The 22121-nt window shown below is 74.8% G+C and carries 15 protein-coding genes; 8 read left to right on the top strand and 7 right to left on the bottom strand.

What is annotated here, in order from left to right; translation table 11 throughout:
- Positions 1–188 precede the first annotated feature (188 nt).
- A complete protein-coding gene (locus QSK22_RS02145) occupies positions 189–479 on the bottom strand; it encodes a hypothetical protein (protein WP_285492182.1) in 291 nt (96 codons plus the stop codon).
- Positions 480–850: 371 nt separating this feature from the next.
- On the opposite strand from QSK22_RS02145, the gene QSK22_RS02140 reads away from it, so the two are divergent.
- Entirely contained in the window at positions 851–3184 is a 2334-nt protein-coding gene (locus QSK22_RS02140) for a DEAD/DEAH box helicase family protein (protein ID WP_285492181.1), read from the top strand.
- Between the two features lie 33 nt (positions 3185–3217).
- On the opposite strand, the gene QSK22_RS02135 is transcribed toward QSK22_RS02140, so the two are convergent.
- The gene (locus tag QSK22_RS02135) at positions 3218–4066 is read right to left on the bottom strand and encodes an alpha/beta fold hydrolase (RefSeq protein WP_285492180.1); all 849 of its coding nucleotides are present in this window, start codon (positions 4064–4066) and stop codon (positions 3218–3220) included.
- A gap of 197 nt (positions 4067–4263) precedes the next feature.
- On the opposite strand from QSK22_RS02135, the gene QSK22_RS02130 reads away from it, so the two are divergent.
- Entirely contained in the window at positions 4264–4806 is a 543-nt protein-coding gene (locus tag QSK22_RS02130; protein ID WP_285492179.1) for a hypothetical protein, read from the top strand.
- Positions 4807–4839: 33 nt separating this feature from the next.
- Here the strand turns inward: QSK22_RS02130 and lysX are convergent, their stop codons facing one another.
- Positions 4840–8127: a bifunctional lysylphosphatidylglycerol synthetase/lysine--tRNA ligase LysX gene (gene lysX / locus QSK22_RS02125; RefSeq protein WP_285492178.1), complete on the bottom strand. Its 3288-nt coding sequence runs from the start codon at positions 8125–8127 to the stop codon at positions 4840–4842.
- A 265-nt stretch (positions 8128–8392) separates the two neighbouring features.
- Between lysX and QSK22_RS02120 the strand changes: the two genes are divergently transcribed.
- The 3 genes from QSK22_RS02120 (at position 8393) to QSK22_RS02110 (ending at position 13711) form a co-directional block, all read left to right on the top strand.
- Positions 8393–10321: a serine/threonine-protein kinase gene (locus QSK22_RS02120; RefSeq protein ID WP_285492177.1), complete on the top strand. Its 1929-nt coding sequence runs from the start codon at positions 8393–8395 to the stop codon at positions 10319–10321.
- Between the two features lie 95 nt (positions 10322–10416).
- Complete coding sequence (locus QSK22_RS02115) at positions 10417–12144, top strand: serine/threonine-protein kinase (protein WP_285492176.1); 1728 nt, start codon at positions 10417–10419, stop codon at positions 12142–12144.
- A 103-nt stretch (positions 12145–12247) separates the two neighbouring features.
- Positions 12248–13711 carry a serine/threonine-protein kinase gene (locus QSK22_RS02110; RefSeq protein ID WP_285492175.1) on the top strand — a complete coding sequence of 488 codons (1464 nt, stop codon included), beginning with the start codon at positions 12248–12250 and terminating at the stop codon, positions 13709–13711.
- A gap of 46 nt (positions 13712–13757) precedes the next feature.
- Here the strand turns inward: QSK22_RS02110 and QSK22_RS02105 are convergent, their stop codons facing one another.
- The 3 genes from QSK22_RS02105 to QSK22_RS02095 form a co-directional block, all read right to left on the bottom strand.
- On the bottom strand, positions 13758–14384 hold the full coding sequence (locus QSK22_RS02105; RefSeq protein WP_285492174.1) for a response regulator: 627 nt from the start codon (positions 14382–14384) through the stop codon (positions 13758–13760).
- Between the two features lie 106 nt (positions 14385–14490).
- On the bottom strand, positions 14491–15156 hold the full coding sequence (locus QSK22_RS02100; RefSeq protein WP_285492173.1) for a response regulator: 666 nt from the start codon (positions 15154–15156) through the stop codon (positions 14491–14493).
- Positions 15153–16523: a sensor histidine kinase gene (locus tag QSK22_RS02095; RefSeq protein ID WP_285492172.1), complete on the bottom strand. Its 1371-nt coding sequence runs from the start codon at positions 16521–16523 to the stop codon at positions 15153–15155. Before QSK22_RS02095 ends, QSK22_RS02100 begins: the two co-directional genes overlap by 4 nt.
- 273 nt (positions 16524–16796) lie before the next feature.
- On the opposite strand from QSK22_RS02095, the gene QSK22_RS02090 reads away from it, so the two are divergent.
- The 3 genes from QSK22_RS02090 to QSK22_RS02080 all read left to right on the top strand — a co-directional run bounded on the left by QSK22_RS02090 (position 16797) and on the right by QSK22_RS02080 (position 19485).
- Positions 16797–17003: a hypothetical protein gene (locus QSK22_RS02090; protein WP_285492171.1), complete on the top strand. Its 207-nt coding sequence runs from the start codon at positions 16797–16799 to the stop codon at positions 17001–17003.
- Between the two features lie 429 nt (positions 17004–17432).
- Positions 17433–18071, top strand: coding sequence for a TetR/AcrR family transcriptional regulator (locus QSK22_RS02085; RefSeq protein WP_285492170.1), 639 nt, complete (start codon positions 17433–17435; stop codon positions 18069–18071).
- Positions 18072–18237: 166 nt separating this feature from the next.
- On the top strand, positions 18238–19485 hold the full coding sequence (locus QSK22_RS02080) for a PucR family transcriptional regulator (RefSeq protein ID WP_502872261.1): 1248 nt from the start codon (positions 18238–18240) through the stop codon (positions 19483–19485).
- Between the two features lie 51 nt (positions 19486–19536).
- Here the strand turns inward: QSK22_RS02080 and QSK22_RS02075 are convergent, their stop codons facing one another.
- Positions 19537–21999, bottom strand: coding sequence for a D-alanyl-D-alanine carboxypeptidase family protein (locus tag QSK22_RS02075; protein WP_285492168.1), 2463 nt, complete (start codon positions 21997–21999; stop codon positions 19537–19539).
- Between the last annotated feature and the right edge of the window lie 122 nt (positions 22000–22121).

Genomic DNA, 22121 nt, shown 5'->3' with positions numbered 1-22121 from the left:
TAGATCGGGACGTCGGACAGGCGGGGGACGCGCGGCGGAAGGAGGGCCGTGGACACCAGGGGCGGCGCGGCGGACCCGTCCGGGCTGCTGCGGTACCTGCGCGACCTGGCCCGCGTGCGCCGCGCGCCCGCCCGCGGCGCCGCCCGGCGCGAGCGCGTCCACTGGCTGGCCGAACTGCCCGGCGACGTCTACGTCGAGACCGACGCCGGGCCGGGCGACGTGCTGTTCAGCGTGCCGTTCATCCCGCTGACGCCGCCCGCCGTGCTGGAGGAGTTCGACGGCTGGCTGGCGCTGCGGCACTGGTACCGGACGCTGCGCGAACTGGCCGAGCTGTCGTCCGCCGGGCACGAGGTGGTGCTGGCGGCGGGGCTGCTGTCGTGGCGTCCGGGGGACGGCCCGCCGGTCCGCGGCCACCTGCTGGCCACGCCGGTGGGCGTCGTGGTGGACGAACGCACCGAACGCGTCGACGTCGTCCTCACCGGGCCCACGGCGCTGCGCGACCGCGAACTGCTCACCGGGGCGCCGGGCTTCCGCGCCGGGCACGCCGACCGGGTCCGCGACGCCGTACGCGCCGGTCAGGGGTTCGGGCTGGGCGCGTCGGTCTGCGAGGTCCTGCGCGCGTGGGGCTCGGCGGCGTTCGAGGGCGGCGTGCCCGTCCACGCGGAGTGGCCCCCGGACGACCCGGTCTCGCCCCCGCCGGAGCCGCACGTACGGCTCGCGCCCGCGCTGGTGGTCCGCCCGCCCGGCCGCACCGCCCTCGCCGACCACTACGAGCGGCTCCTCGCACGAGGGCACAACGTCCCGCGGCCTCGCCCGCCTGCTGGACCCCTCGCTCGGCGGCAGGCCGCTGATGCACGTCCCCGAACGCGCCCTCGGCACGGCCGCCGACCTGCTCTGCGGGCTGCTGGCGCGCGGCCGCCGCGCGCTGGTGGCGTGCGCCGACGAGCGGGCCGCGCGGCGGCTGCTGACCGGCCTGCCCTCCGGCCTCGCCGATCTGTGCGCGGGCGCCGGCGACGGCGACCGGGTCGCCGAGGCCCTGGCCGCCCGCGCAGCCGGACACGACCCGTCCCGGCACCGGCGGCACGTCGCCGCCCTCGAACTGCGCCGCGACGAAGCTGCCCGCACCGTCGCCGGACTGCGCGAACGCCTCGCCGTCACGCTCGCCGCCGACCGCTGCGACCTCGCCCCCGGATACCGCGGCACCCGCGCGGAGGTGGAACGGCGGATCGCGGCCGAGGCGGCCGACCATTCCTGGCTGCCGCCCCGCCCGGACCTGCCCGCGCAGCCGCCCCTCACCGCCGCCGAGGCGGCCGAGCTGGTGGGGCTGCTCGCCGCCGAGACGCCCGTGCGGCGCGCCCGTCCCGCGCAGCGCGACGTCGACCCCGGCACGCTGCCCAGCCCCGCCTACGTGCGGACGCTCATCGACGAGGAGGCCAAGGCCCGGGCCCGCGCGGAGGAGGCCGAGACCGGCCTGTCGCGGCGGCTGCGCGAGATGGACGTCGCCACCCTCGCCCGCCTGGACGCGTGCGCGACGGCGGTGACCGCGACGCTGCGCGACCTCGGCCTCAGCGAGGACCCGGACGACTGGGATGCCGGCGACCAGGCCGCCCGCGCGTTCACCGACGCCCTCGCCCGGCGCCGCACCGCCGCCTGGGCGCGGGTCGCCGCACTGGCCGCACGGGCCGAGGAGGCCGCGCGCGCCGCCGCGTCCACCGCCGGACGCCGCGTCGTGCCGCCCCCGGGCGACCCGCGCGAACTGGCGGACGCGGCCGAGGGGCTGCGCGGCTACCTGGCCGACGGCGGCGCCCTCAAACGCGGCCCGCTGCGCCCGGCCCCGCAGCGCCGCGCCGAGCCGCTGCTGTCGGGCGCCCGCGTGGACGGCCGCCCGCCCAACACGCCCGACCGGCTGGCCGTGCTGTGCGCCTACCTGGAGGCCCTGGACGCATGCCGGGAGCTGCAGCAGGCGTGGGAGGCGACCGGCGCCGACTTCCCCGCCGACGCGCAGCCGCACGAGCGCCTGGCCCGGTTCCACCGCGCCCACGAACGGGTGGCGCGCGTCCGTGCGGCCCTGCCCGCGCTGGAGGAGACCGCCGCACTGCTGGACGGCGCGGGCCTGGACGTCCCGCTGCACCGCCCGGAGCTGTGGCACGAGTACCTCACCGGCCTGCGCAGCGCCCTGCTCGGCGTGGACGCCGGACGGGCCACCGCCGACCTGACCGCGCTGCGCGACTCCATCCCCCGCGGCGAGGACGACCCGCCCGAACTGCGCGCCGCGCTGGCCGCACTCGACGACCGCGACGCCGCCGCCTACGCCCGCGCCCTCGACGGCCTGGCCGCCGCCCGCCGCGAACGCGACCTGCAGGTTCGGTGCGAGGAGCTGCTCGGCCGCGTCCGCGCCGTCCACCCCGGCCTGGCCGACGCGCTGGCGGCCACCGCCCGCGACGCCGCGTGGACGGAACGGGCCGCACGCTGGGACGAGGCGTGGACGTGGGCGCATGTGTCGGGCCGCCTGGCCGAGCACGCCCGCTCCCCGGCGGAGACCCGCGTGCGCCAGGCGCTCGCCGAGGCCGAGACGCGGCACCGCGACCTGGACGCCGAACTGCTCGCCGCCCGCGCCTGGGGAGCGGCGCTCGCCCGGCCGCACCTGGTACCGGCCTGGGTGCTCCCGCTGTGGGACGTCCCCGACGCGCTGGCACCCGACCCCGACGCGTTCGACGCCGTCATCATCGACGGAGAACACGGCGCCGGGGCCGAGGCGCTGTTCCTGCTGTGGCACGCGCCCCGCGTCATCCTGGTGGGGGAGGGCGGCCCGCCGCTGCCCATGCCCGACGGCGCCCCGCCCCCTTCAGACCTCCCGGCCGGCCTGCGCGAGGTGATCAGCCCGACCGCGCCTCTGTTCGCCGTGCTGCTCAACGCTCTGGGCGGCCGCCCGCGCCAGGCCGCCGAACCCCCGCCCGCGCCCGCCGCGCCGAGCGCGCCTCCGGGGCGGTCCATCGCCACCTACAAGCGCCGGGAACTGGTGGAACTGATCGGCCGCATCGCCCGGCAGGACCCCGACCTCACCGACGACCAGCTCATCGCCGCCGCCCGCGCCCGGCTCGCATGCCCGCCCGACGAGCACGACCTCGTCGAAGCCCGCCTCCGCTTCGCCCTGGACGTCCACCGCGGCACGAACGCGCCGTGACCGGCGGCGGCCCTTCTCACGGCGCGGAAGGGGCTACCGGTCGCCCCGCACGATCTGCTCGGCGTGCGTCCACAAAAGCGCGCCGCCAGCCTCGGGCAGGAAGTGGCGGCGCGCCCCCGGGATGCGCCGGGCCAGCGTCGCGCCGAAGTCGGGCGAATGCGTGGGGTTGGTGTCCTGGCCGCCGTACCACAGGTCCACGGGGACGGCGATGTCCGCCACGTCGAACGGCCACCGCGACAAGTGCAGCACCGTGTCGTGCGCGTAGCCGCCCGCGCCCTGCGCGAACCCCTCCGACAGCGCCCGCCGGAACGCCGCCTCGAAGTCGGGCCGCAGGTACACGTCGCGGTCCACGGCGGGGCTGCCCTCGACGCTCATCCGCCACATCGCGTCGGGATCGCCGAACGCGGCGAACTCGGCCTCGGCGGCGGCCGGGTCGGACGCCACCAGATCCACCAGCCCGCGGATGTCCGGCGGCAGGCACTCGGCGAACACCGGATGCGCCAGCTCGTCGCCGCCGGACACCACCGCGACCGCCGCCGCGACGCCGCGGACGGCGCACGCCAGCGCGAACGGCGCGCCCTGCGAGAAGCCCACCACGCGCGGCGCGTCCAGCCCGAGCTCGGCGACCAGGTGCGCCACGTCGTCCGCCCAGTCCAGCAGCGTGCGGCCGGGGCACGGATCGGATGCGCCGAGCCCCGGCCGGTCCACCGTCACCAGCCGCATGTCCGGCGCGTCGAACCCGAGCCACCTGCTCCACCCGGCGCCCCCGCACAGCAGCACGGGCACGCCGTCGGCCGGGCCCCGCTCGGCGTAGCCGAGCATGCGCCCGCCGGGAAGCATGATCGTGCCCAGCCGGTCCGGGTCGGTGATTGTCAGACGCATGATCGACAATGCTGCCCCAGCCGTCCCATCCGGCGCACCCTGCCCCCCTCCTTTCGCGCGGAAATTCCACGGAATCCGACACCCGGCGCCGAAAAGATCACTGTCCTGACGGCCGGTGCACCGGCGGACAGGGGGCGGACACCGGGGAAACGGCGTTTCCGGTTACAAGGCGACGCCGCTTCTGTAGAAACAGACGTGTGACGGGATGGGACGAGCCGTCGCTGGCGCGGCTGCGCGCGGCGGCGTACCGCTGGGACGGCGCCGCGGGCATGGACGTCCTGCGGGACCGGCCGCTCGGCCCGGTGCTGCAGTACGCCGGGGACGTCCTGGTCGCCGCCCTCGAACAGGACGTGCCCGGCGCCGAGGCGATGGCCCGCAAGTGTCTGGAGGAACTGGACGGCCGCGGCCTTCCCGGCGACGCCGAACTGGCGAGCGAGGTGTCGGCCGCGCTCGGCGCGCCGCGCGGCCCGGAGCCGGTGCGGGTGCCGGTCGATCTCGGCGCGCTGGCCGCCGCGCTGGACGAGCCCGGCCCGCACGCGGTCGATCTGCGCACCGGCGACGTCCTCCCCGCCGACGAGGCCGACGCGTCGTTCACCGACAGCCTGCAGTACGAGCCCGAACGGTGGCTGGTGCTGTGGGGCGAGCCGGGCGGCGACCGCGACGACGAGGACCGGCGGCGCGGCCGGGCCCGCCGCCGGCTCGCCGAACACGGCTGCCGCCCCGGCCCCCGCACCCTGTGACCGCGGCCGGAACCGCCGACGCCGCCGGAGCCCCTACGAACCCGGCTTCACCAGCGGGAACGGGATGGTCTCCCGGATGGTGCGGCCGGTCAGCGTGATCAGCAGCCGGTCGATGCCCATGCCCATGCCGCCCGCGGGCGGCATCGCGTACTCCAGGGCGCGCAGGAAGTCGCCGTCCAGCTCCATCGCCTCCGGGTCGCCGCCCGCCGCCTGCAGCGACTGCTCGGTGAGCCGCTCCCGCTGCAGGATCGGGTCGATCAGCTCCGAGTACGCGGTGCCCAGCTCCAGGCCGAACACGATCAGGTCCCACTTCTCCGCCAGCCGCGGGTCGGCGCGGTGCGGCCGGGTCAGCGGCGAGGTCTCGGCCGGATAGTCCCGCACGAACGTCGGCGCGACCAGCGTCTCCTCGACCAGCGCCTCGAACAGCTCCTGCACGATCTTCCCCTGGCCCCAGCCGGGGTCGACGTTCACGCCCGCCCGGTCGGCCAGCTCCCGCACGACGCGCTGCGGGGTGTCGGGGGTGACCTCCTCGCCGAGCGCCTGCGACACCGACCCGTACACGGTGATCTCCCGCCACGGCTCGGCCAGGTCGTGCTCGACGCCGTCGCGCACCACCACCGTCGTGCCGAGCGCCGCCTTGGCCGCCGCCGTCACCAGGTCGCGGGTCAGCTCGGCCATGGTGTCGTAGTTGCCGTACGGCTCGTACGCCTCCAGCATCGTGAACTCGGGGTTGTGCCGGTTGGACACGCCCTCGTTGCGGAAGTTGCGGTTCAGCTCGAACACCTTGCCGACCCCGCCGACCAGCAGCCGCTTGAGGTACAGCTCCGGCGCGATCCGCAGGTACAGCTGCATGTTGTAGGCGTTGATGCGGGTGGTGAACGGACGGGCCGCCGCGCCGCCGTGGATCGGCTGCAGCATCGGCGTCTCGACCTCCAGGTAGCCGCGTTCGCGCAGCGTGTCGCGCACGGCGGCCACCGCGTCGCCGCGCATGCGCAGCATCCGGCGGGCCTCGTCGTTGACGATGAAGTCGACGTACCGCTGCCGCACCCGCGCCTCGGGGTCGGCCAGGCCGGTCCGCTTGTTGGGCAGCGGGCGCAGGCACTTGGCGGTCATCGTCCACGACGCGGCCAGCACCGACAGCTCCCCGGTGCGGGACGTGACGACCTCGCCGGTCACCCCCACCAGGTCGCCGAGGTCGACCAGCGACTTCCAGCGCCGCAGCGCCTCGGCGCCCACCGCGTCCTCGGCCAGCATCACCTGCACGTCGCCGGTCTCGTCGCGCAGCGTCGCGAACACCAGCCGGCCGTGCTCGCGGGCCAGCACCACCCGCCCGGCGATCGCGACCTCCTCGCCGGTGCGGGTGTCGGGCGCAAGACCCGGGTGGCGGGCGCGGATCTCGGCGGCGAAGTCGGCGCGGTCGAACCCGAGCGGATAGGGGTCCATGCCGGCGGCGCGGATCTGGTCGAGCTTGGCGTGCCGGACCCGCTCCTGCTCCGACAGGCGGCGCACCGGCGGACGCGGCCCCTTGGCCGCGTCCTCGATCTCCTGGATGCGGGCGACGACGTGCGGCGGCGGCACGGTGCGGGCGGCGCGCTCCAGCTTGGGCCGGTTGAGGTTCGGCAGAAACCCCTCGGCGCGCGCGTACGCCAGGCCGAGCCGCACCAGATCCCGGCTCTGCTCGTAGCAGATGAACCGCGGCCGCCACTCGGGCAGGTACTTGGCGTTGGCCAGGTACAGCGACTCCAGCTGCCAGAACTTGGACGCGAACGACAGGAACCGGTACGACAATCGCGCCACCGGCCCGGCGCCGATCTGCGAGCCGCGCTCGAACGCCGAGCGCAGCATCGCGAAGTTCAGCGACAGGTGCTTGGCGCCCAGCCCGGCCACCTTCTCGGCCAGCTTGGCGACCATGTACTCGTTCAGCCCGTTCTCGGCGGTGCGGTCGCGGCGCATCAGGTCCAGCGACAGGCCGGTGCGGCCCCACGGGACGAAGCTGAGCAGCCCGCGCAGCCGCCCGTCGGCGTCGAACGCCTCCACCATCACGCAGCGGCCGTCGGTCGGGTCGCCGAGCCGGCCGAGCGCCATCGAAAAGCCGCGCTCGGTCTCCTCGCCGCGCCAGGCGTCGGCGCTGCGGATCAGCTGCTCCATCTCCCATTCGGGGATCTGCGAGTGCCGCCGGATGCGCACCGAGTACCCGGCCCGCTCGACCCGCCGCACCGCCTGGCGGACCTGCCGCATCTCCCGGCCGTCGAGGTTGAACTCGGTCAGGTCGATGATCGCCTCGTCGCCGAGCTCCAGCGCGGTGAACCCGTGCCGCTTGTAGGCGTGCGCGGCGCGCTCGCCCACGCTGACCGCGCCGGGGATCCAGGCGTGCGCCCGGCACTCGCTCAGCCACGCCTCGATCGCCTGGTCCCACGACTCGGGGTCGCCCAGCGGGTCGCCGCTGGCCAGCGACACCGAGCCCTCCACCCGGTAGGCGATGGCGGCCTTGCCGTTGGGCGCCACGATGACGTCCTTGTCGCGGCGCAGCGCGAAGTAGCCGAGGGAGTCCTGGTCGCCGTACTCGGCCAGCAGGGTGCGCGCGGCCAGCTCCTCCTCGGCGCTGAGCACCGCCTCGCGCCGCCCCGGCCGGAACATCGCCCAGAACGTGATGACCAGCAGGCCGGTGCCCAGCACGCCGATGACGGTGTCGACCCAGCCGGGCACGTTCACGTTCAGGTCGCCGCCGGTCAGCCCGGCGCCCAGCACCGTCTGCAGCACCACGTAGGCCGGGTGGGTCCACCCGCTGCCGCCCGCGTCCCGGTCGGTGAGGAACACCAGCAGCGTGCCGACGCCGCCGCTGACCACCAGCCACACCGAGAACACGATGGCGGCCAGCCGCCGGTTGGCCCGGTCGGGCAGCGTGGTGAACTGCCCGCGCGCCGCGACCAGCAGGCCCAGCACCGCGCAGTACGACGCGGCGGTGACGATCTCGCCGCTGGCCGTCGGCTCGGCAGGGTCGAGCACCACGGCGAACAGGATCAGCACCGAGTACGCCGCGTACAGCCCGAACAGCAGCACCAGGATCCGCCAGGCGGCCTTCTTGCGCCGCCGGATCCCCATCGACAGCAGGATGTACAGCAGGCCGAGCGGCAGGCTCGGCGACAGCCCGAGGTAGTAGATCCAGCGCAGCGCCCAGATGTCGGCGATGCGCAGGATGAGGTCGGACGACAGCCACGACAGGATCGACAGGATGCCCGACAGCCGGGTGTACCAGAAGAAGACCGCCGGCACCGACTCGACCAGGCTCCGCCACGCGCCGGGCAGGCCCCTGTCCGTCATGCTGCTCCCATCGCGACCATGCCGCTCGCCACCGCGCCGCCCGTGCCGGTGCGGCCGCCGATCGAGCTGCGTTCTCTTCTTTGTACCGGCTGTCACGGCCTCGCGCCTCCGCCCGCCGCGCGGCGGGACCCGCCCGGACGCGCCGCGCGGATTCCGCCCATGATCGTTGCGAACTTCGGGCAGGCGGCGGACGTCCTACCCGGTGAGGGCCGTGGCCGCCGAGTCGGGTCCAAGGTTGTCAGCAAAAGTCGATATGGTCGCCGATATGCCGAACGAGACCACCGGGGAGCGGTTGCTCGCCCGCCGTTACCGACTGGTGACCCCGGTCGGCCGCGGCGGCATGGGCACGGTCTGGCATGCGCACGATGAGGTCCTCGGTCGTGACGTCGCGGTGAAGGAGGTCATCCTCCCGCATGGTCTCACCGACGAGGAGCGCGCGGTCCAGCACAAGCGCACCTTCCGCGAGGCGCGCACCGCGGCCCGGCTGGGGCATCCCGGGGTCGTCACCGTCTACGACGTGGTCGAGGAGGACGACCGGCCCTGGATCATCATGGAGCTGCTCCGGGCGCCGTCCCTCGACCAGATCATCAAGACCGAGGGCCCGCTGGAGCCGCGCCGCGCCGCCGAGCTCGGCCGGCAGATGCTGGCCGCCCTGCACGCCGCGCACGAGGCCGGGGTGCTGCACCGCGACGTCAAGCCGTCCAACGTGCTGGTCAGCCGGGGCGACCGCGCGGTGCTCACCGACTTCGGCATCGCCACCGCGGCCGGCGACGCCACCCTCACCCAGACCGGCCTGGTCATGGGCTCGCCCGCCTACATCGCCCCCGAACGGGCCCGCGGCCGCACCGCCGGGCCCGCCTCGGACCTGTGGTCGCTGGGCGTCACGCTGTACGCGATGCTGCACGGCAAGTCGCCGTTCGAACGGTCCGAGCCGATGGCCGCGCTGGTCGCCGTCATCTCCGAGGACCCCGATCCGCCGGAGAACGCCGGGCCGCTGAGGCCGGTGATCGAGGGCCTGCTGCGCAAGAACCCCGACCAGCGCATGGACGCCATCGAGGCGGGGGCGCTGCTGGACGACATCGTCCGCATGGACACCGTCGACACCCAGCGCACGATGGCGGTCGAGATGCCGCTGGAGGAGCTGCTGGGCCGCCCGGCGGACCGCACGTCCGAACCGGCGGGCGGCGATGCGGCCGACACGGCGGCGGACGCGACGTCCGCGGACGCCTACGCCGGCCTGTACGCCGACGAACCGGGCGGCGGCGCGCCGGTGGGAGCGGGCGCCGCCGAGTCCGGCGGGCCGTCGTCCGGGCTCGACACCCAGCCGCACCGGTGGGACGACGAGGACGCCGCCCGCCCGCCCGGCGGACGGCTTGGCGAGGCCCCCGGCGCCACCCGCGTGAGCGCCGCCGCGAACGAGATGGGCGCGGACGCCGCCCCGGTAGGTCCGGGCACCCGGCCCGTGGGCGGGCAGCCGCCCACCGCTCCCGCGCGCCGGCCGCCCGCCCTGGGCGGCGGCATCATGATCGCCATCGTCATCGTGGTGATCGTGCTGGTCGCCGTCGCCGGGTACGCCCTGGCCCGGGCCGGCAAGGACGACAACGAGGGCGCCACGCGCGGCGCCACCCAGCCGGCCGCGTCCTTCACGGCGCAGGTCCGCTCGGCGCCCGCGACGAGCTCCGCCGCGTCGTCGTCGCCTCCGGCCACGCCGTCGACGGACTCCCGCGTCCCGGCGGGCTTCCGCCTGTACCGGGGCAACAACTTCTCCACGGCGATCCCCGAGGACTGGAAGGGCCCCGAACGGCGCGACTCGTCCCCCAGCAGCGTGTTCTTCACCCCGCCGAGCGGCGAGGGGTACATCCAGATCGACCAGACCTCCGACCCGAACGAGAGCGCGCTGGAGGACTGGCAGAACCTCGCCCCCTCGGTGCGCGACCGGTTCCCCGGCTACGACGAGATCAAGATCGCGCCGGTGAAGGACGGGGAGCCGGTCAGCGACCCGTCCGGCGACAAGGCCGCCGACTGGGAGTGGACCTACAAAGGGAAGTCGGGTCGCCTGCACGCGCTGAACCGCGGGTTCGTCATGGGCGGATTCGGGTTCGCGATCCTGCTGGTGGCGCCGGAGGACACCTGGGACGACACGTTCGCCAAGCTCGCCCCCGTCTACGAGGAATTCGAGGCCGACGACGACTGACCTCCCGGGCCCCGCGCCCGGCTTCCGGCCCCCTTACGGCCGTATTTCAGAAACATGAGCGGATTCGACGACGCAGATCGGTAGGGTCGCCACACATGTCGCAGGGGGACAACACGGAAGCGGGCGCCGGTCGGCTGCTGGCCGGGCGCTACCGGCTGGTCTCGGTGGTCGGGACCGGCGGCATGGGCACCGTCTGGCGGGCCCGCGACGAGACCCTCCACCGCGATGTCGCGGTCAAGGAGGTCGTCGTGCACACCTCGGTGAGCGACGAGGAGCGCCGCGAGCGGCACGTCCGCACCCTGCGCGAGGCGCGGGCGTCGGCGCGGCTCAACCACCCGGGCGTGGTGACCGTCCACGACGTGGTCGACGAGGACGACCGCCCGTGGATCGTCATGGAGCTGCTGCGCGCGCGGTCGCTGCAGGACCTGGTGGACGAGGACGGCCCGCTGCCCCCGGCGCGGGCGGCGGGTATCGGCCGGCAGATCGCATCGGCGCTGCGTGCCGCGCACGCCGTGGGCATCCTGCACCGCGACATCAAGCCCGCCAACGTGCTGGTCGCCGACGACGACCGGGCCGTGCTGACCGACTTCGGCATCGCGCACGTGGTGGGCGACGCGACGCTGACCAAGACGGGCCTGCTGGTGGGGTCGCCCGCGTACATGGCGCCCGAGCGGCTGCGCGGCGAGCGGGCGGTGCCCGCCTCGGACCTGTGGGCGCTCGGCGCAACCCTGTACACCGCGTGCGAGGGCAGGCCGCCGCACCACCGCGCCGACGCCATGGCCGTCCTCGCGGCGATCATGACCGAGGAGCCGCCCCCGCCGCGCAACGCCGGCCCGCTCACCCCGGTGCTGCTGGGCCTGCTGGAACGCGACCTGGGCAGGCGGATGACCGCCGAGCAGGCCGAGCCGCTGCTGGCGCAGATCGCGGCCGGGTCCACGGCGGTGGACGTCCCCGCCCGCCCGGCGCCTTCGCCCGTCGCCGCGCCGCACGTTTCCACGCAGTCCGCCCCCGTGCCGCCCGTCCACACGCCGGACGGCACGGCGCAGAACGCGGCCGCGTTCCTCCCCGACGGTGGCCAGGTGTGGTCACCGAACGACATCGCCACCACCTCGCCGAGCGGCGGCGAAACCGAACGAACCGGGCGTTCCGACCGCCATCTGGTGCTGATGACCGTCGGCGCCATGATCGCGGTCACGGCGATCGCCATCGCCGTCACGGTCGCCCTGTGGCCCGACCGCGGAAGCGGCGCCGACCCGCAGGTGACCCGGTCCGCGCTCGCCGACGTCCCGACCGGCCGGGTCGCCACCTCCGAGTCGGCGGCACAGACGCAGACCCCCGGCACGGCCGGCGCCACCCCGACCCGGTCCGAGGCGTCGACGCCCGCGGCCCCGCCCGGGTTCCACACCGCGAGCGGCCCCGGCTACACCATTGCCGTCCCCGCCGGCTGGGTGCGCTCCGCACGCGGCGCCAGCGTCTTCTGGCGCGACCCGGCGACCGGCGCGTACGTGCAGGTCGACCGCACGCCCTGGACCGGCGACCCGACCGAGCACTGGATGCAGTGGGAGAGCGAGGTCCTCGCCAAGAACGCCCTTCCCGGATACACCCGCCTGGACCTGCGGACCACCAGCGTGGACGGCTATCCCGCGGCCGACCTGGAGTTCGCCTTCAGCGCGCGCGGCGGCACGCGCGCCGTCGACCGCGGCGTGCGGGTCGGCGGCAGCTCCTATGCGGTGTTCGTCGCGGTTCCGGCGTCGAGGTGGAACGACTACCAGGAAACCGTGAACAATGTCCTGGACACGTTCCGCCCGACAGCGGTGCGCTGAACCACGGGACGGCCGAGGCGTCCCGGTACCACACATGTCCGCGACGTGCGTGTCGGGCGGAGGCCCGATGCGGCGCGCGGCCGCGACGGGGGACCATAAGGTCATGGGAGAGGGTCATCTGCTGGCCGACCGCTACCGGCTCGACGAGGTGGTGGGCCGGGGCGGCATGGGCACGGTATGGCGGGCCTATGACGTCACGCTGGATCGCGAGGTCGCCATCAAGGAAGTGGTGCTGCCGCCGGGGCTGACCGCCAAGGAGCGGGACGTGCTCTACGAGCGCACCTTCCGGGAGGCGCGGGCGTCGGCGCGGCTCAACCACCCGGGCGTGGTCACCGTCCACGACGTGGTGCAGGAGTCCGGGCGGCCGTGGATCGTGATGGAGCTGGTGCGCGCCCGCTCCCTGCAGGACCTCATCGAGCAGGGGCCGCTGGACCCGCGCCGGGTCGCCGAGATCGGCCTGCAGACGCTGTCGGCGCTGCGCGCCGCGCACGAGAAGGGCATCCTGCACCGCGACGTCAAGCCGAGCAACGTGCTCATCACCGACTCCGGCCGGGTGGTGCTGACCGACTTCGGCATCGCGCAGGCCGAGGGCGACTCCGCGCTCACCCAGACCGGGCTCGTCATGGGCTCGCCCGCGTACATCCCGCCGGAGCGGGCGCGCGGCGAGCGGGCCGTGCCCGCCTCGGACCTGTGGTCGCTGGGCGCCACCCTGTACGCGGCGGTGGAGGGACGCTCCCCCTACGAGCGGTCGGACGCGATGGCGTCGCTGGCCGCCGCGCTGAGCGAGCCGGTGCCGCCGTCCCGCAACGCCGGTCCGCTGGCGCCGGTGCTGGACGGGCTGCTGGCCCGCGAGCCTGCGCACCGGATGACCGCCGCGCAGGCGATGCCGCTGCTGACACGCATCGCCTCGGCGCCGCCCCCGCCTCCCCCGCCGCCCTCTCGGGCGATGCGGGTGCCCCCGCCGCGTCCGCCCGCCGAGCGGCACCCGCCCTCACGCCGCCCGGCGGAGGCGCCCCGTGCGTCGTCCGGCCTGCGGCGCGCCGACGAGACCGTGGTGGACGACCCCGGCAGCGGTTTCGGCGCGGCGGCCTCGACGTCGGTCCCGGCTCCGGCGCGCACGGGAGACGACAGGCGCGGCGCCGACGAGACGGTGCTCGACGCGACCGAGTTCTACGGCGAGCCCCGCGACGGCAGGGGGGCGGCGCCCTCACCGTCGCCCGCGCCGCCCGTGTCGTCCCCGTCGCCCTCGCCGTCTCCGTCGGCGCCGTCGTACCGGTCGGGCGGGGCGTCGCGTCCGTCCGGGGGCGCCGACTCCGAGGCGCGCACGCTGCTGGAGACCGAATGGGAGCCGGCGGCGCGGCGGCCGTCGTCGCGGTCGGCCGCGCCGCCGCCGTGGGAGCGGTCTGCCGAGCCGCTCCGGCGGTGGGAGCCGTCCTCGGCGGCGCGCCGCGGCGACGTCAGCGAGCAGGTGCGCACGCTGGTGTACGTCGTCGTGGCGGTGATCCTGGTGGTGGCCGCCGTGCTGGCCGGGGCCTTCATTCTGCGCAGCAAACTCACCGGAGGCTGACCGCGCCGGCCGCACGCCGCGCCGGCCGCACGCCGCGCCGGGGGCTCTAGCCGCCGGGGAAGAGCGCGTCGAGTGCCTCGCGCAGGTCGCCGACGTGGCTCTCCAACCGGTCCAGGTCGTCGTCTGCGGCCGGCGGGCCGGCGCGGCGCGAACGCAGCCGCGCCACGTCGTCCTCCACCCGTGCCAGCCGGTCGCCGAGCGACCGCAGCAGCCGGTCGCCCTCGCCGGCCTGCGCGTCGCCGGACACGGCGCGGCGCAGCAGCTCGGCCTGCCGCCGCAGCCGCATATGCCGGCGGTGCAGCTCGACGAACACCGACACCTTGGCGCGCAGCAGCCACGGATCGAACGGCTTGGTCACATAGTCGACGGCGCCGACCTGGTAGCCGCGGTAGACCTGCTCGTCGGCCGAGCCCGCCGCGGTCAGGAAGATGATCGGGATGTCCCGGGTGCGGGGGCGGCTCTTGATCCGCCCGGCCACTTCGAACCCGTCCATCTCCGGCATCACGACGTCCAGCAGGATCAGCGCGAACTCGTCGTTGAGCAGTTGCTTGAGGGCGGCCGGCCCGGACGAGACCGGCACCACCTCGACCGGCAGCACGTCGAGCACCGCCGCGACGGCGACCAGGTTCTCCTCGCGGTCGTCGACGGCCAGGATCCTCGTGGCGTGCGTCACCTGACTCCCTCACCCCGGCGGCGGACGGCTCTCGTCCACCCTGTCATGTCCGCGCCCCCGCCGAACAGCGCACGGCGGACACCGAAATGCCGCGGATTGCGAATTTCTAAGGCAGCCAGCCGGGTTTGACAAGTCCGGATTCGTACGCCAGCACCACCAGTTGCGCCCGGTCGCGCGCGCCGAGCTTGACCATGGTGCGGCTGACGTGCGTCTTGGCGGTCGCGGGGCTCACCACCAGACGCTCGGCGATCTCCTCGTTGCTCAGTCCCTCGCCGACGAGCGCCATCACCTCGCGCTCGCGGTCGGTGAGGGCGTTGAGCCGGGGGGAGGGCGCGGGCTCCTTGGCGCGGGCGGCGAACTCGGCGATCAGCCGGCGGGTGACGCTGGGCGACAGCAGGGCGTCCCCGGCCGCCACCGCCCGCACCGCGTGGATCAGCTCGACCGGCTCGGTGTCCTTGACCAGGAAGCCGGACGCGCCGCCGCGCAGCGCCTCGAAGACGTACTCGTCCAGCTCGAACGTGGTGAGGATGACGATCCGCACGCCGTCCAGCCGCTCGTCGGAGCAGATCCGCCTGGTGGCGGCCAGGCCGTCCATGCGGGGCATGCGGATGTCCATGAGGATGACGTCGGGACGCAGCCGCCGGGCCGCCGCCACGGCCTCCTCGCCGTCGCCGACCTCGCCGACCACCTCGATGTCGGGCTGGGCGTCCAGCAGCGCGCGGAACCCGGCGCGGACGAGCACCTGGTCGTCGGCGAGCACAACCTTGATCACTCGGTACTCCCTGGGGTGTCCGGCCCGCGCGCCGCGGTGGTGGAGGCGTCGGCCGGAGCCTCCGGCGCGGGCTCCTCCGTGATGGGCAGTGTCGCACGGACGGCGAACCCGCCGCCCGGCCGCGGGCCCGCGGCGAACGTCCCGCCGAGCGCCGCGGCGCGTTCCCGCATGCCGCTGATGCCGCTGCCACCCGCGTGGTCGTCCAGCAGGGACACCCCGCGGCCGTCGTCCTCCACCCGCACGCGGATCTCGTGCTCGCCGTAGCCGATGCGGACCCGCACCGTCACGGGACCGGGCCCGGCGTGCCGCGACACGTTCGTCAGCGACTCCTGGACGATGCGGTAGGCGGCCAGGTCGGTGCCCGCGGGCAGCGGCCGCCGCTCGCCGGTGATCTCGGCGCGGACGTCGAGCCCGGCCGAGCGGGCCCGGTCGAGCAGGTCCTCCAGCCGGGCCAGTCCGGCGGTGGGGGAGCGCGGCGCGCTCTCGCCCTGCGAACGCAGCACCCCGATCACCGAGCGCATCTCGGTGAGCGCCTCCTTGCTGGCCTCCTTGATCGCCGCGAGCGCGGTGCGCGCCGCCGCCGTCCCGGCCGGGCCGGGGTCGTCGTCGAGCAGGTGCAGCGCCACCCCGGCCTGCACGTTGATCATCGAGATGTTGTGCGCGAGGACGTCGTGCAGCTCCCGGGCGATGCGCAGCCGCTCCTCGCTGGCCCGCCGCTTGGCCTCCTCGGCGCGGGTGCGCGCGGCCTCGGCCAGTTTCTGCCCGCGCATGCGGATCAGCTCGGCGGCGGTCAGCACCACCAGCGCCCACGTCACGGTGACCGTGATGGTCACCAGGTCGGGCTCTTCCACCGGGAACAGCGTGTCCGCGTGGCCGCGCCGCTCCAGCGGCACGCCGATCACGGCGGTGAGGGCGAAGTATCCGGTGAGGGCGGCGAAGGCGCCGCCCCAGGCGATCACGCGGCGGCCCGCCAGCACCACGCCGAGCAATGCCACGCCCGCCGAGACGGCCGCCGGGCCCATGACGTAGCCGCGCAGGAAGTACAGGCCCGTGACGAGCCACGCCAGGACCATTGTGAGGACGGGACGGCGGCGCCGCAGCAGCAGCACCGCCGGGCCCGCCAGGAGGAGCACGACGCCGAAGGCGTCCAGAGGCTGGAAGGGGTAGTCGTGCGCCCCGGTGTGCCCCCACGGCCCGTCATCGCCCCAGGGGCCTCCCTGCGGCCCTCTGCCTTCCCCTCCGCTCTGCGCGCCGAAGGAGCCGCCGACCTGGAACAGGGCCACGAACAGCGGTGCCAGCCATACGGGCCACTGCGACGGCGTGGGCCAGTGCGCCCGGGTGTGGGCGCCTCCCGCGCTGGTGCTCATTCCTGCAGGCTACGAGGGATCCGGACGGCCCGGCATCGGCTCTCAGGAGTGATGCGAGGTACTCCCTCGGGTGTACCGGCAGGTGTGTCGGAGGCGGCGTGCTCGGCGGACACCGACGCGCCGAATTCAGGTTGACATTTGGGGTGTTTGTAGCTGACTGTCGATACAGAGGGTTGTTGATCGTATGTGTCCGTGTTCGTTTGGACTGCGGACGGATCTTGCACTGTGTAGAGTTCTGCCTGCTTGGCAGGGTTGTTGCACCGGGGGGAATGAGTGCGCGGGCTTTCGGCGGTGGGGCACCGGGTCGACGTGACGGCGCGTGCGATGCGGCGGATGTCCCGCCTGCGGCTCGGTCTTGTGATCGGCCTGCTGACGCTGGCCGTGGTGGGCATGGAGGTCGCCGCGCTGCAACTCGGCTCGTTCGAGCTGCCGCTGCCCACCAAGCAGGCGGTGGCCGACCCGGCGGACGGCGGCCACTGACGTCTACCGCGGTGCCCGGGCCGCGACGGTGGAGCGGGCGGACCGCCCGGGCGGCCCGGCCCGTCACCGTTCGCGGCGAGTGAGCGTCACCGGAAACCCGGCCGCGCCTGGCCCGAAGGCGCCGTGCATCGGCAGCACCTGCGCGCCCGTCGGGATGGCCGCCCCGGCCGCCTCGGCGTGACGCGTGGCGGTGCGGCACATGTCGAGAGTCGGCGTGGTCCACCGTACGGACTCCTTTACCGCGCCCGGGTTGAGGGACGTGTCGCGGCGCGGCAGTTCTCGCTGGCCGAAATGTCGGGCGTGTCCAACCTTCCGACCAGCGCACCACCGTGCGGGCCTCTGTGCGTTTTATTCGGCTTTGCAGGCTTCCGGAGATCCGCGCGGCGCGGGATGCGAGAAGATGGGACAATTCCGACAAAGGGAGGTGCAGTGACCGGCGATGTGCGGATCACCGTGACGCGGGCGCTGAACAAGGAGCAGCAGGCCCGCCGCGAACGGCTGCTCGACGCCGCCCGCCGGCTCGCGCACGAGGGCGGCTACCACGCCGTCACCATGCACGACGTCGCCGACCGCGCCGGAGTCGCCCGCGCGACCGTGTACCGCTACTTCGCCACCAAGGACCACCTGCTCACCGAGGTGGCCGCCACCTGGGCGCACCGCATCACCGCCGACATCGACGCGCTGGCGGTCGGGGAGACGCCGGTGGAGCGGCTGACCGCGCTGCTGGAGCGGATCGTGCGGGTGGCCGCCGAGGAACGCACCCTCACCTCGGCCATCATCCAGGCGGTGACGTCGGACGACCCCAGCGTCGACGACGCGCGCACGGTGCTGTTCCTGTTCGTGCGCGACCGGCTGTCGGCGGCGATCGGCGGCCCGGTGCCGGAACGGGACGACATCGAGATCGTGCTCGGGCATGTCCTGCTGGCCGCGCTGGTCAGCCTGTCGTCGCTGCGCCGCCCGGTCGAGGAGGTCGCCCGGATGGTCCGCACCGCCGGCCGGATGGTGCTCGCCGGGGCCCTCGCGTCCGCCCCCGCCGTCCCCGCCGCACCGGACGGCCAGGAGCACTAGACACCTCAAGGCTGCGCGCCGGGGAGCCCGGCGCCCCGTGCGGCCGGCCGCGGCGCCGTTTGTCACCCGGCTGACAAACGGCGCGGTCCAATGCTGCGGTTCGGCAGAAGCCGCAAAGGTTACTTGCGAGTACTTTCAACAGTCTCCGCTTAGCACGGGCATGGAGGTGCGCACGGTGACCACGTCCGTCGGCGAACGCCCGCCCCTCAAGCCCTGGGCCGGCGTCCCCCCGGAGGTCGGCGAGATCTTCCGCCCCCACCTGGACGCCCTCGCCGAGGAGATGATCGCCGAGATCCTGCGCGGGGTGCCCGAGTACGCCCGTCCGCAGGACGAGGAGTACGCCCGGATGGTGCGGCTGGCCGTGGAGGGCGCCCTGCGGCAGTTCGTCGACCTCATCGCCGACCCGGACGCGTCCTGGGAGTCGGTCGCCGCCGTCTACCGGGAGATCGGCTGGGCCGAGGCGCGCGAGGGCCGCAGCCTGGACGTGCTGCAGACCTCGATGCGGCTGGGCGCCCGGGTGGCCTGGCGGCGCCTGGCCGCCGAGTCCGAGCACTACAACATCTCCCGCCGCACGCTGGCCAGCATCGCCGAAGGGATCTTCGCGTTCCTGGACGAGATCGCCCGCGCCGCCACCGAGGGCTACACCAAGGCGCGCGAACAGGAGGCGGGCGAACTGGAGCACCGCCGCCGGCGCCTGCTGGACCTGCTGCTGGCCGAACCGCCCGCCGCGCCGCAGGCCATCGCCGACATGGCCCGCCTGGCGCAGTGGCGGGTCCCCCGGACGGTCGCCGCCGTCGTGCTGTACGAGCGCAGCCGCCAGCCCTTCCACCAGCCGTCGCTGCCGCCCGACGTGCTCGCCGACGTCAACCGGCGCGACCCCTGCCTGCTCGTCCCGGACCCCGACGGCCCCGGCCGCGCCCGCATGCTGGAGACGGCCCTGCGCCACTGGGTCGCCGCGCTCGGCCCCACCGTGCGCACCGAGGACGCGGCCAAGTCGCTGCGCTGGGCGCGCGAGGCGCTGCCGCTGGCCCGGCGCGGCATCCTGCCTTCCGACCGGCTCATCCGCTGCGCCGACCACATGCCCACGCTGGTGGTGTTCAAGGACGAGGAGCTGGTGCGGACCGTCGCCGACCTGCGGCTGGCACCGCTGAAGGCGGTGCGCCCCCGGCACCGCGAACGGCTGGCGCGCACCCTGCTGGCCTGCCTGCAGAACGGGTTCAACGCGACCGAGGTCGCGGCACGCCTGCACGTCCACCCGCAGACGGTGCGCTACCGCCTGCACCAGCTGCAGGAGCTGTTCGGCGACCGGCTGTACGCGCCCGAGACGCGGCTGGAACTGGAGATGGCGCTGACCGTCTGGCTCACCGCCCCGGAAGGCGCCGACGACAGGGAGAACGCCGCCGCCGGCCACTGACGCGCCGCCCGGCCTCCGGCGGACGGTCCGCTCGCCGGGCGGCGCGTCCGGCTACGCCAGACGCAGGAGCCGCTTGAGGATGGACGGCTCCTTCAGCTCGCCGGCCACGGTCAGCGCGGTGCCGGCCGCGCCCGCCGTCACGGCGCCGACCCGCGTGCCGTCGGCGGCCCGGCGCGGCGGGTCCCCGGTGACGCGGACCGGCACGGTGAGTCCGGGCCACCCGACCACCGTGACGGGGGTGGCGGCGCGCAGCGGCGTCTCTCCGCCCAGACCGTCGTCGACCACCGCGACCTGTGCGCCCGCCGGGGCCAGCGTGACCGAGGTCAGCGCGTTCTCGGCGGCGATGATCAGCTGCTGCGCGACAGCGATCGCGCCCATCGCGCTCGTCGACCGCTGCCCCATGACCGCGCCCACGATCGTGGTGGGGACGTTGCCGACCTGCTTGCGCGCGGCGAACACGAAGTTGCCGCCCGCCGCGTCGGTGTAACCGGTCTTGCCGCCGAGCACCCCGAACCGGCCGACCAGGATGTTGCCGCCGGCACGGGCCGGCCGCCCGTCGTTGGGCACATAGGTGCGGTTGGCCACGATCTCGGCGAACGCCGGGATCTTCATCGCCGCGGTCAGCAGCTTCACCTGGTCGGCCGCCGTGCTGACGGTGCGCGAGTCGTAGCCGCTGGGGTCGGTGTAGGTGGTGCTGGTCATCCCCAGCGACCGCGCGGTCTCGTTCATCTTCCGCACGAACGTCTGCTCGTCGCCGGAGTCCCAGCGGGCCAGCTCGTGCGCGATGTTGTTCGCCGACACGATCATCAGGGCCTCGAGCGCCTTGCGCTCGGTGAACGGCTGCCCCGCCACCACCTCGACGAGCGACTCGCCGCGCTTCTTGCGCGCGGGAAGCTGCGCGGCCTCCTGCTGGGAGATCCTGAACGTCGGGCCCTGCGCGCCCGGCTGCAGCGGGTGGTTGCGCAGGAAGACGTAGGCGGTCATCACCTTCGCCACGCTGGCCGTGGGGATCGGCGTCTGACCACCGGACGCCCCCATGGAGCCCACCCCCTCCACGTAGAGGGTCGCCTGCCCGTACTGGGGCCACGGAAGCGACGGGGCGGCGCCCCCGAAGGTGTGCTGGGTGGTCGCCAGGGTCAGACGCAGGGTCGGCTCGGGCGTCGGCCGGATGAGCTGCCCCGCCACCAGCCCTGCCAGCAGGACGAGCAGGGCCACGACGGTGATCAGGCCGCGGCGCCGCTTGCGCGGTTTCTTCGCGGGGGGCTGCGCAGGTCCCTGCGGTGCGTGCGGCTGGACGACCGCTGGGGGAGGTGCCGTCTGCGGTGGGGGCGCCGTGTACGCCGCTGCCGCCGCAGGCGGTGCGGTTTGGGGCAGGGGGTCTCGCTGTGTCGTCTCCGTGAGGCTCTCGGGGCGGAACGGAGGGGCCTCCGGCAGCGGCTGCTCCACCGTCGGCTGAGCCGAGCGGAATGCTGTCTGGTGGGACTGCGGCTGCTCCTCCACGAGCCACGGCAGCGGGGCGTCCGCAGCCCCGGGCGCCTCCTGCTCGGGGGCGGGACGGCCGGGCGCGGCGTCCTCGGCGGCAGGCGCGGGCTCCTGCGGTGCCGGTTCCGGCTCCTGCTGGGCGGGCCGCCGGGGTGCGCTCGGCCCGAACTCGGCGTCGGCCGGCCGTTCCCTGCGGAACGCCGGGCGCGGCAGGTCCGGGACGGTGACGTTGCTGGACGGGGCGGGCGGCTGCTCCGGCTTGGGCGGCCGCCGGAACTCCGTGGTGGGCGTCCGGGCGCCGCCGTCGCCGTCCTCGTCTTCTTCCGCGTCCTCTTCGGTTTCCCCGGCTTGCGCCTCTTCGGCCTGCTCGGCGGCGGGGCGGGGCTCGTCCTCGGCTACCTCGGGTTCGCCGGGTTCTTCAGGCTCGCCGACTTCTTCAGGTCCGCCGACTTCTTCTGGTTCGTCCGCCTGCTCGGGCTGCTCGCCCTCGGCGGCCTCGTCCTCGACCGCCTCGTGCTCAGCGGACTCGGCCGACTCGGCGGAATCCGCGCAGGGCTCCGGCTGCTCCTCGGCCTGCTCCTCGTCGGCGTCCTCGTCGGCGTCCCCGTCGGCCTCGGCTTCCTCCTGCCGCCGCTCGGCTTCGGGATCGGCCTCGGTGACGTCTTCCTGCGGGGGCTCGTCGGCGGTCTCGGACGGCTGCTCCGCCTCCGCGCTCGCCTCAGCCGCAACCTCGTCCTGTTCCCCGGCCCGCTCCTCCTCGCCGCCTTCAGGCTCGGCCGAGGGCTCGGACTCGGCTTCGGACTCGGCCTCCGCCTCCGGCCGTGCCTCGGTGTCGGCGGCCTCGGGCTCGATCTCCGTGCCCGCCTCTTCCGCTTCCTCTGTCGCTGTCTCCGGTTCTCGTCCGGTTTCCGAGGTGCCGCCCTGATCGGAGCCGGTGTCCGGTTTCGCGTCGGATTCGGGGCCGTCCTGCGGGGGCTCCCCCGCAGGATCGTGCCGTGCGTCGTCGTCCAGCTCACGCGACGCGTCATTCACGGCGCGACCTCCTCGACTTCATGCCGGGCAATTGGAAACCGGGCAGGCGGGCGGAACGGTCTCGCCGACGACCCCGTGCATCTGTCAAGATGCGCGGGTCCGCCCCCGGGGCGACCTGCGTG

It is taken from the genome of Actinomadura sp. NBRC 104425 (assembly GCF_030269545.1).
Lineage (GTDB): Bacteria > Actinomycetota > Actinomycetes > Streptosporangiales > Streptosporangiaceae > Spirillospora > Spirillospora keratinilytica.
This window is presented reverse-complemented; position numbering and strand designations above follow the sequence as displayed.

Bases quoted from the DNA above. Each gene is read 5' to 3' on its own strand.
- QSK22_RS02140 (WP_285492181.1), top strand. From the start codon at position 851: ATGCACGTCCCCGAACGCGCCCTCGGCACGGCCGCCGACCTGCTCTGC.
- QSK22_RS02120 (WP_285492177.1), top strand. From the start codon at position 8,393: ATGCCGAACGAGACCACCGGGGAGCGGTTGCTCGCCCGCCGTTACCGA.
- lysX (WP_285492178.1), bottom strand. From the start codon at position 8,127: ATGACGGACAGGGGCCTGCCCGGCGCGTGGCGGAGCCTGGTCGAGTCG.
- QSK22_RS02115 (WP_285492176.1), top strand. From the start codon at position 10,417: ATGTCGCAGGGGGACAACACGGAAGCGGGCGCCGGTCGGCTGCTGGCC.
- QSK22_RS02095 (WP_285492172.1), bottom strand. From the start codon at position 16,523: ATGAGCACCAGCGCGGGAGGCGCCCACACCCGGGCGCACTGGCCCACG.
- QSK22_RS02135 (WP_285492180.1), bottom strand. From the start codon at position 4,066: ATGCGTCTGACAATCACCGACCCGGACCGGCTGGGCACGATCATGCTT.
- QSK22_RS02110 (WP_285492175.1), top strand. From the start codon at position 12,248: ATGGGAGAGGGTCATCTGCTGGCCGACCGCTACCGGCTCGACGAGGTG.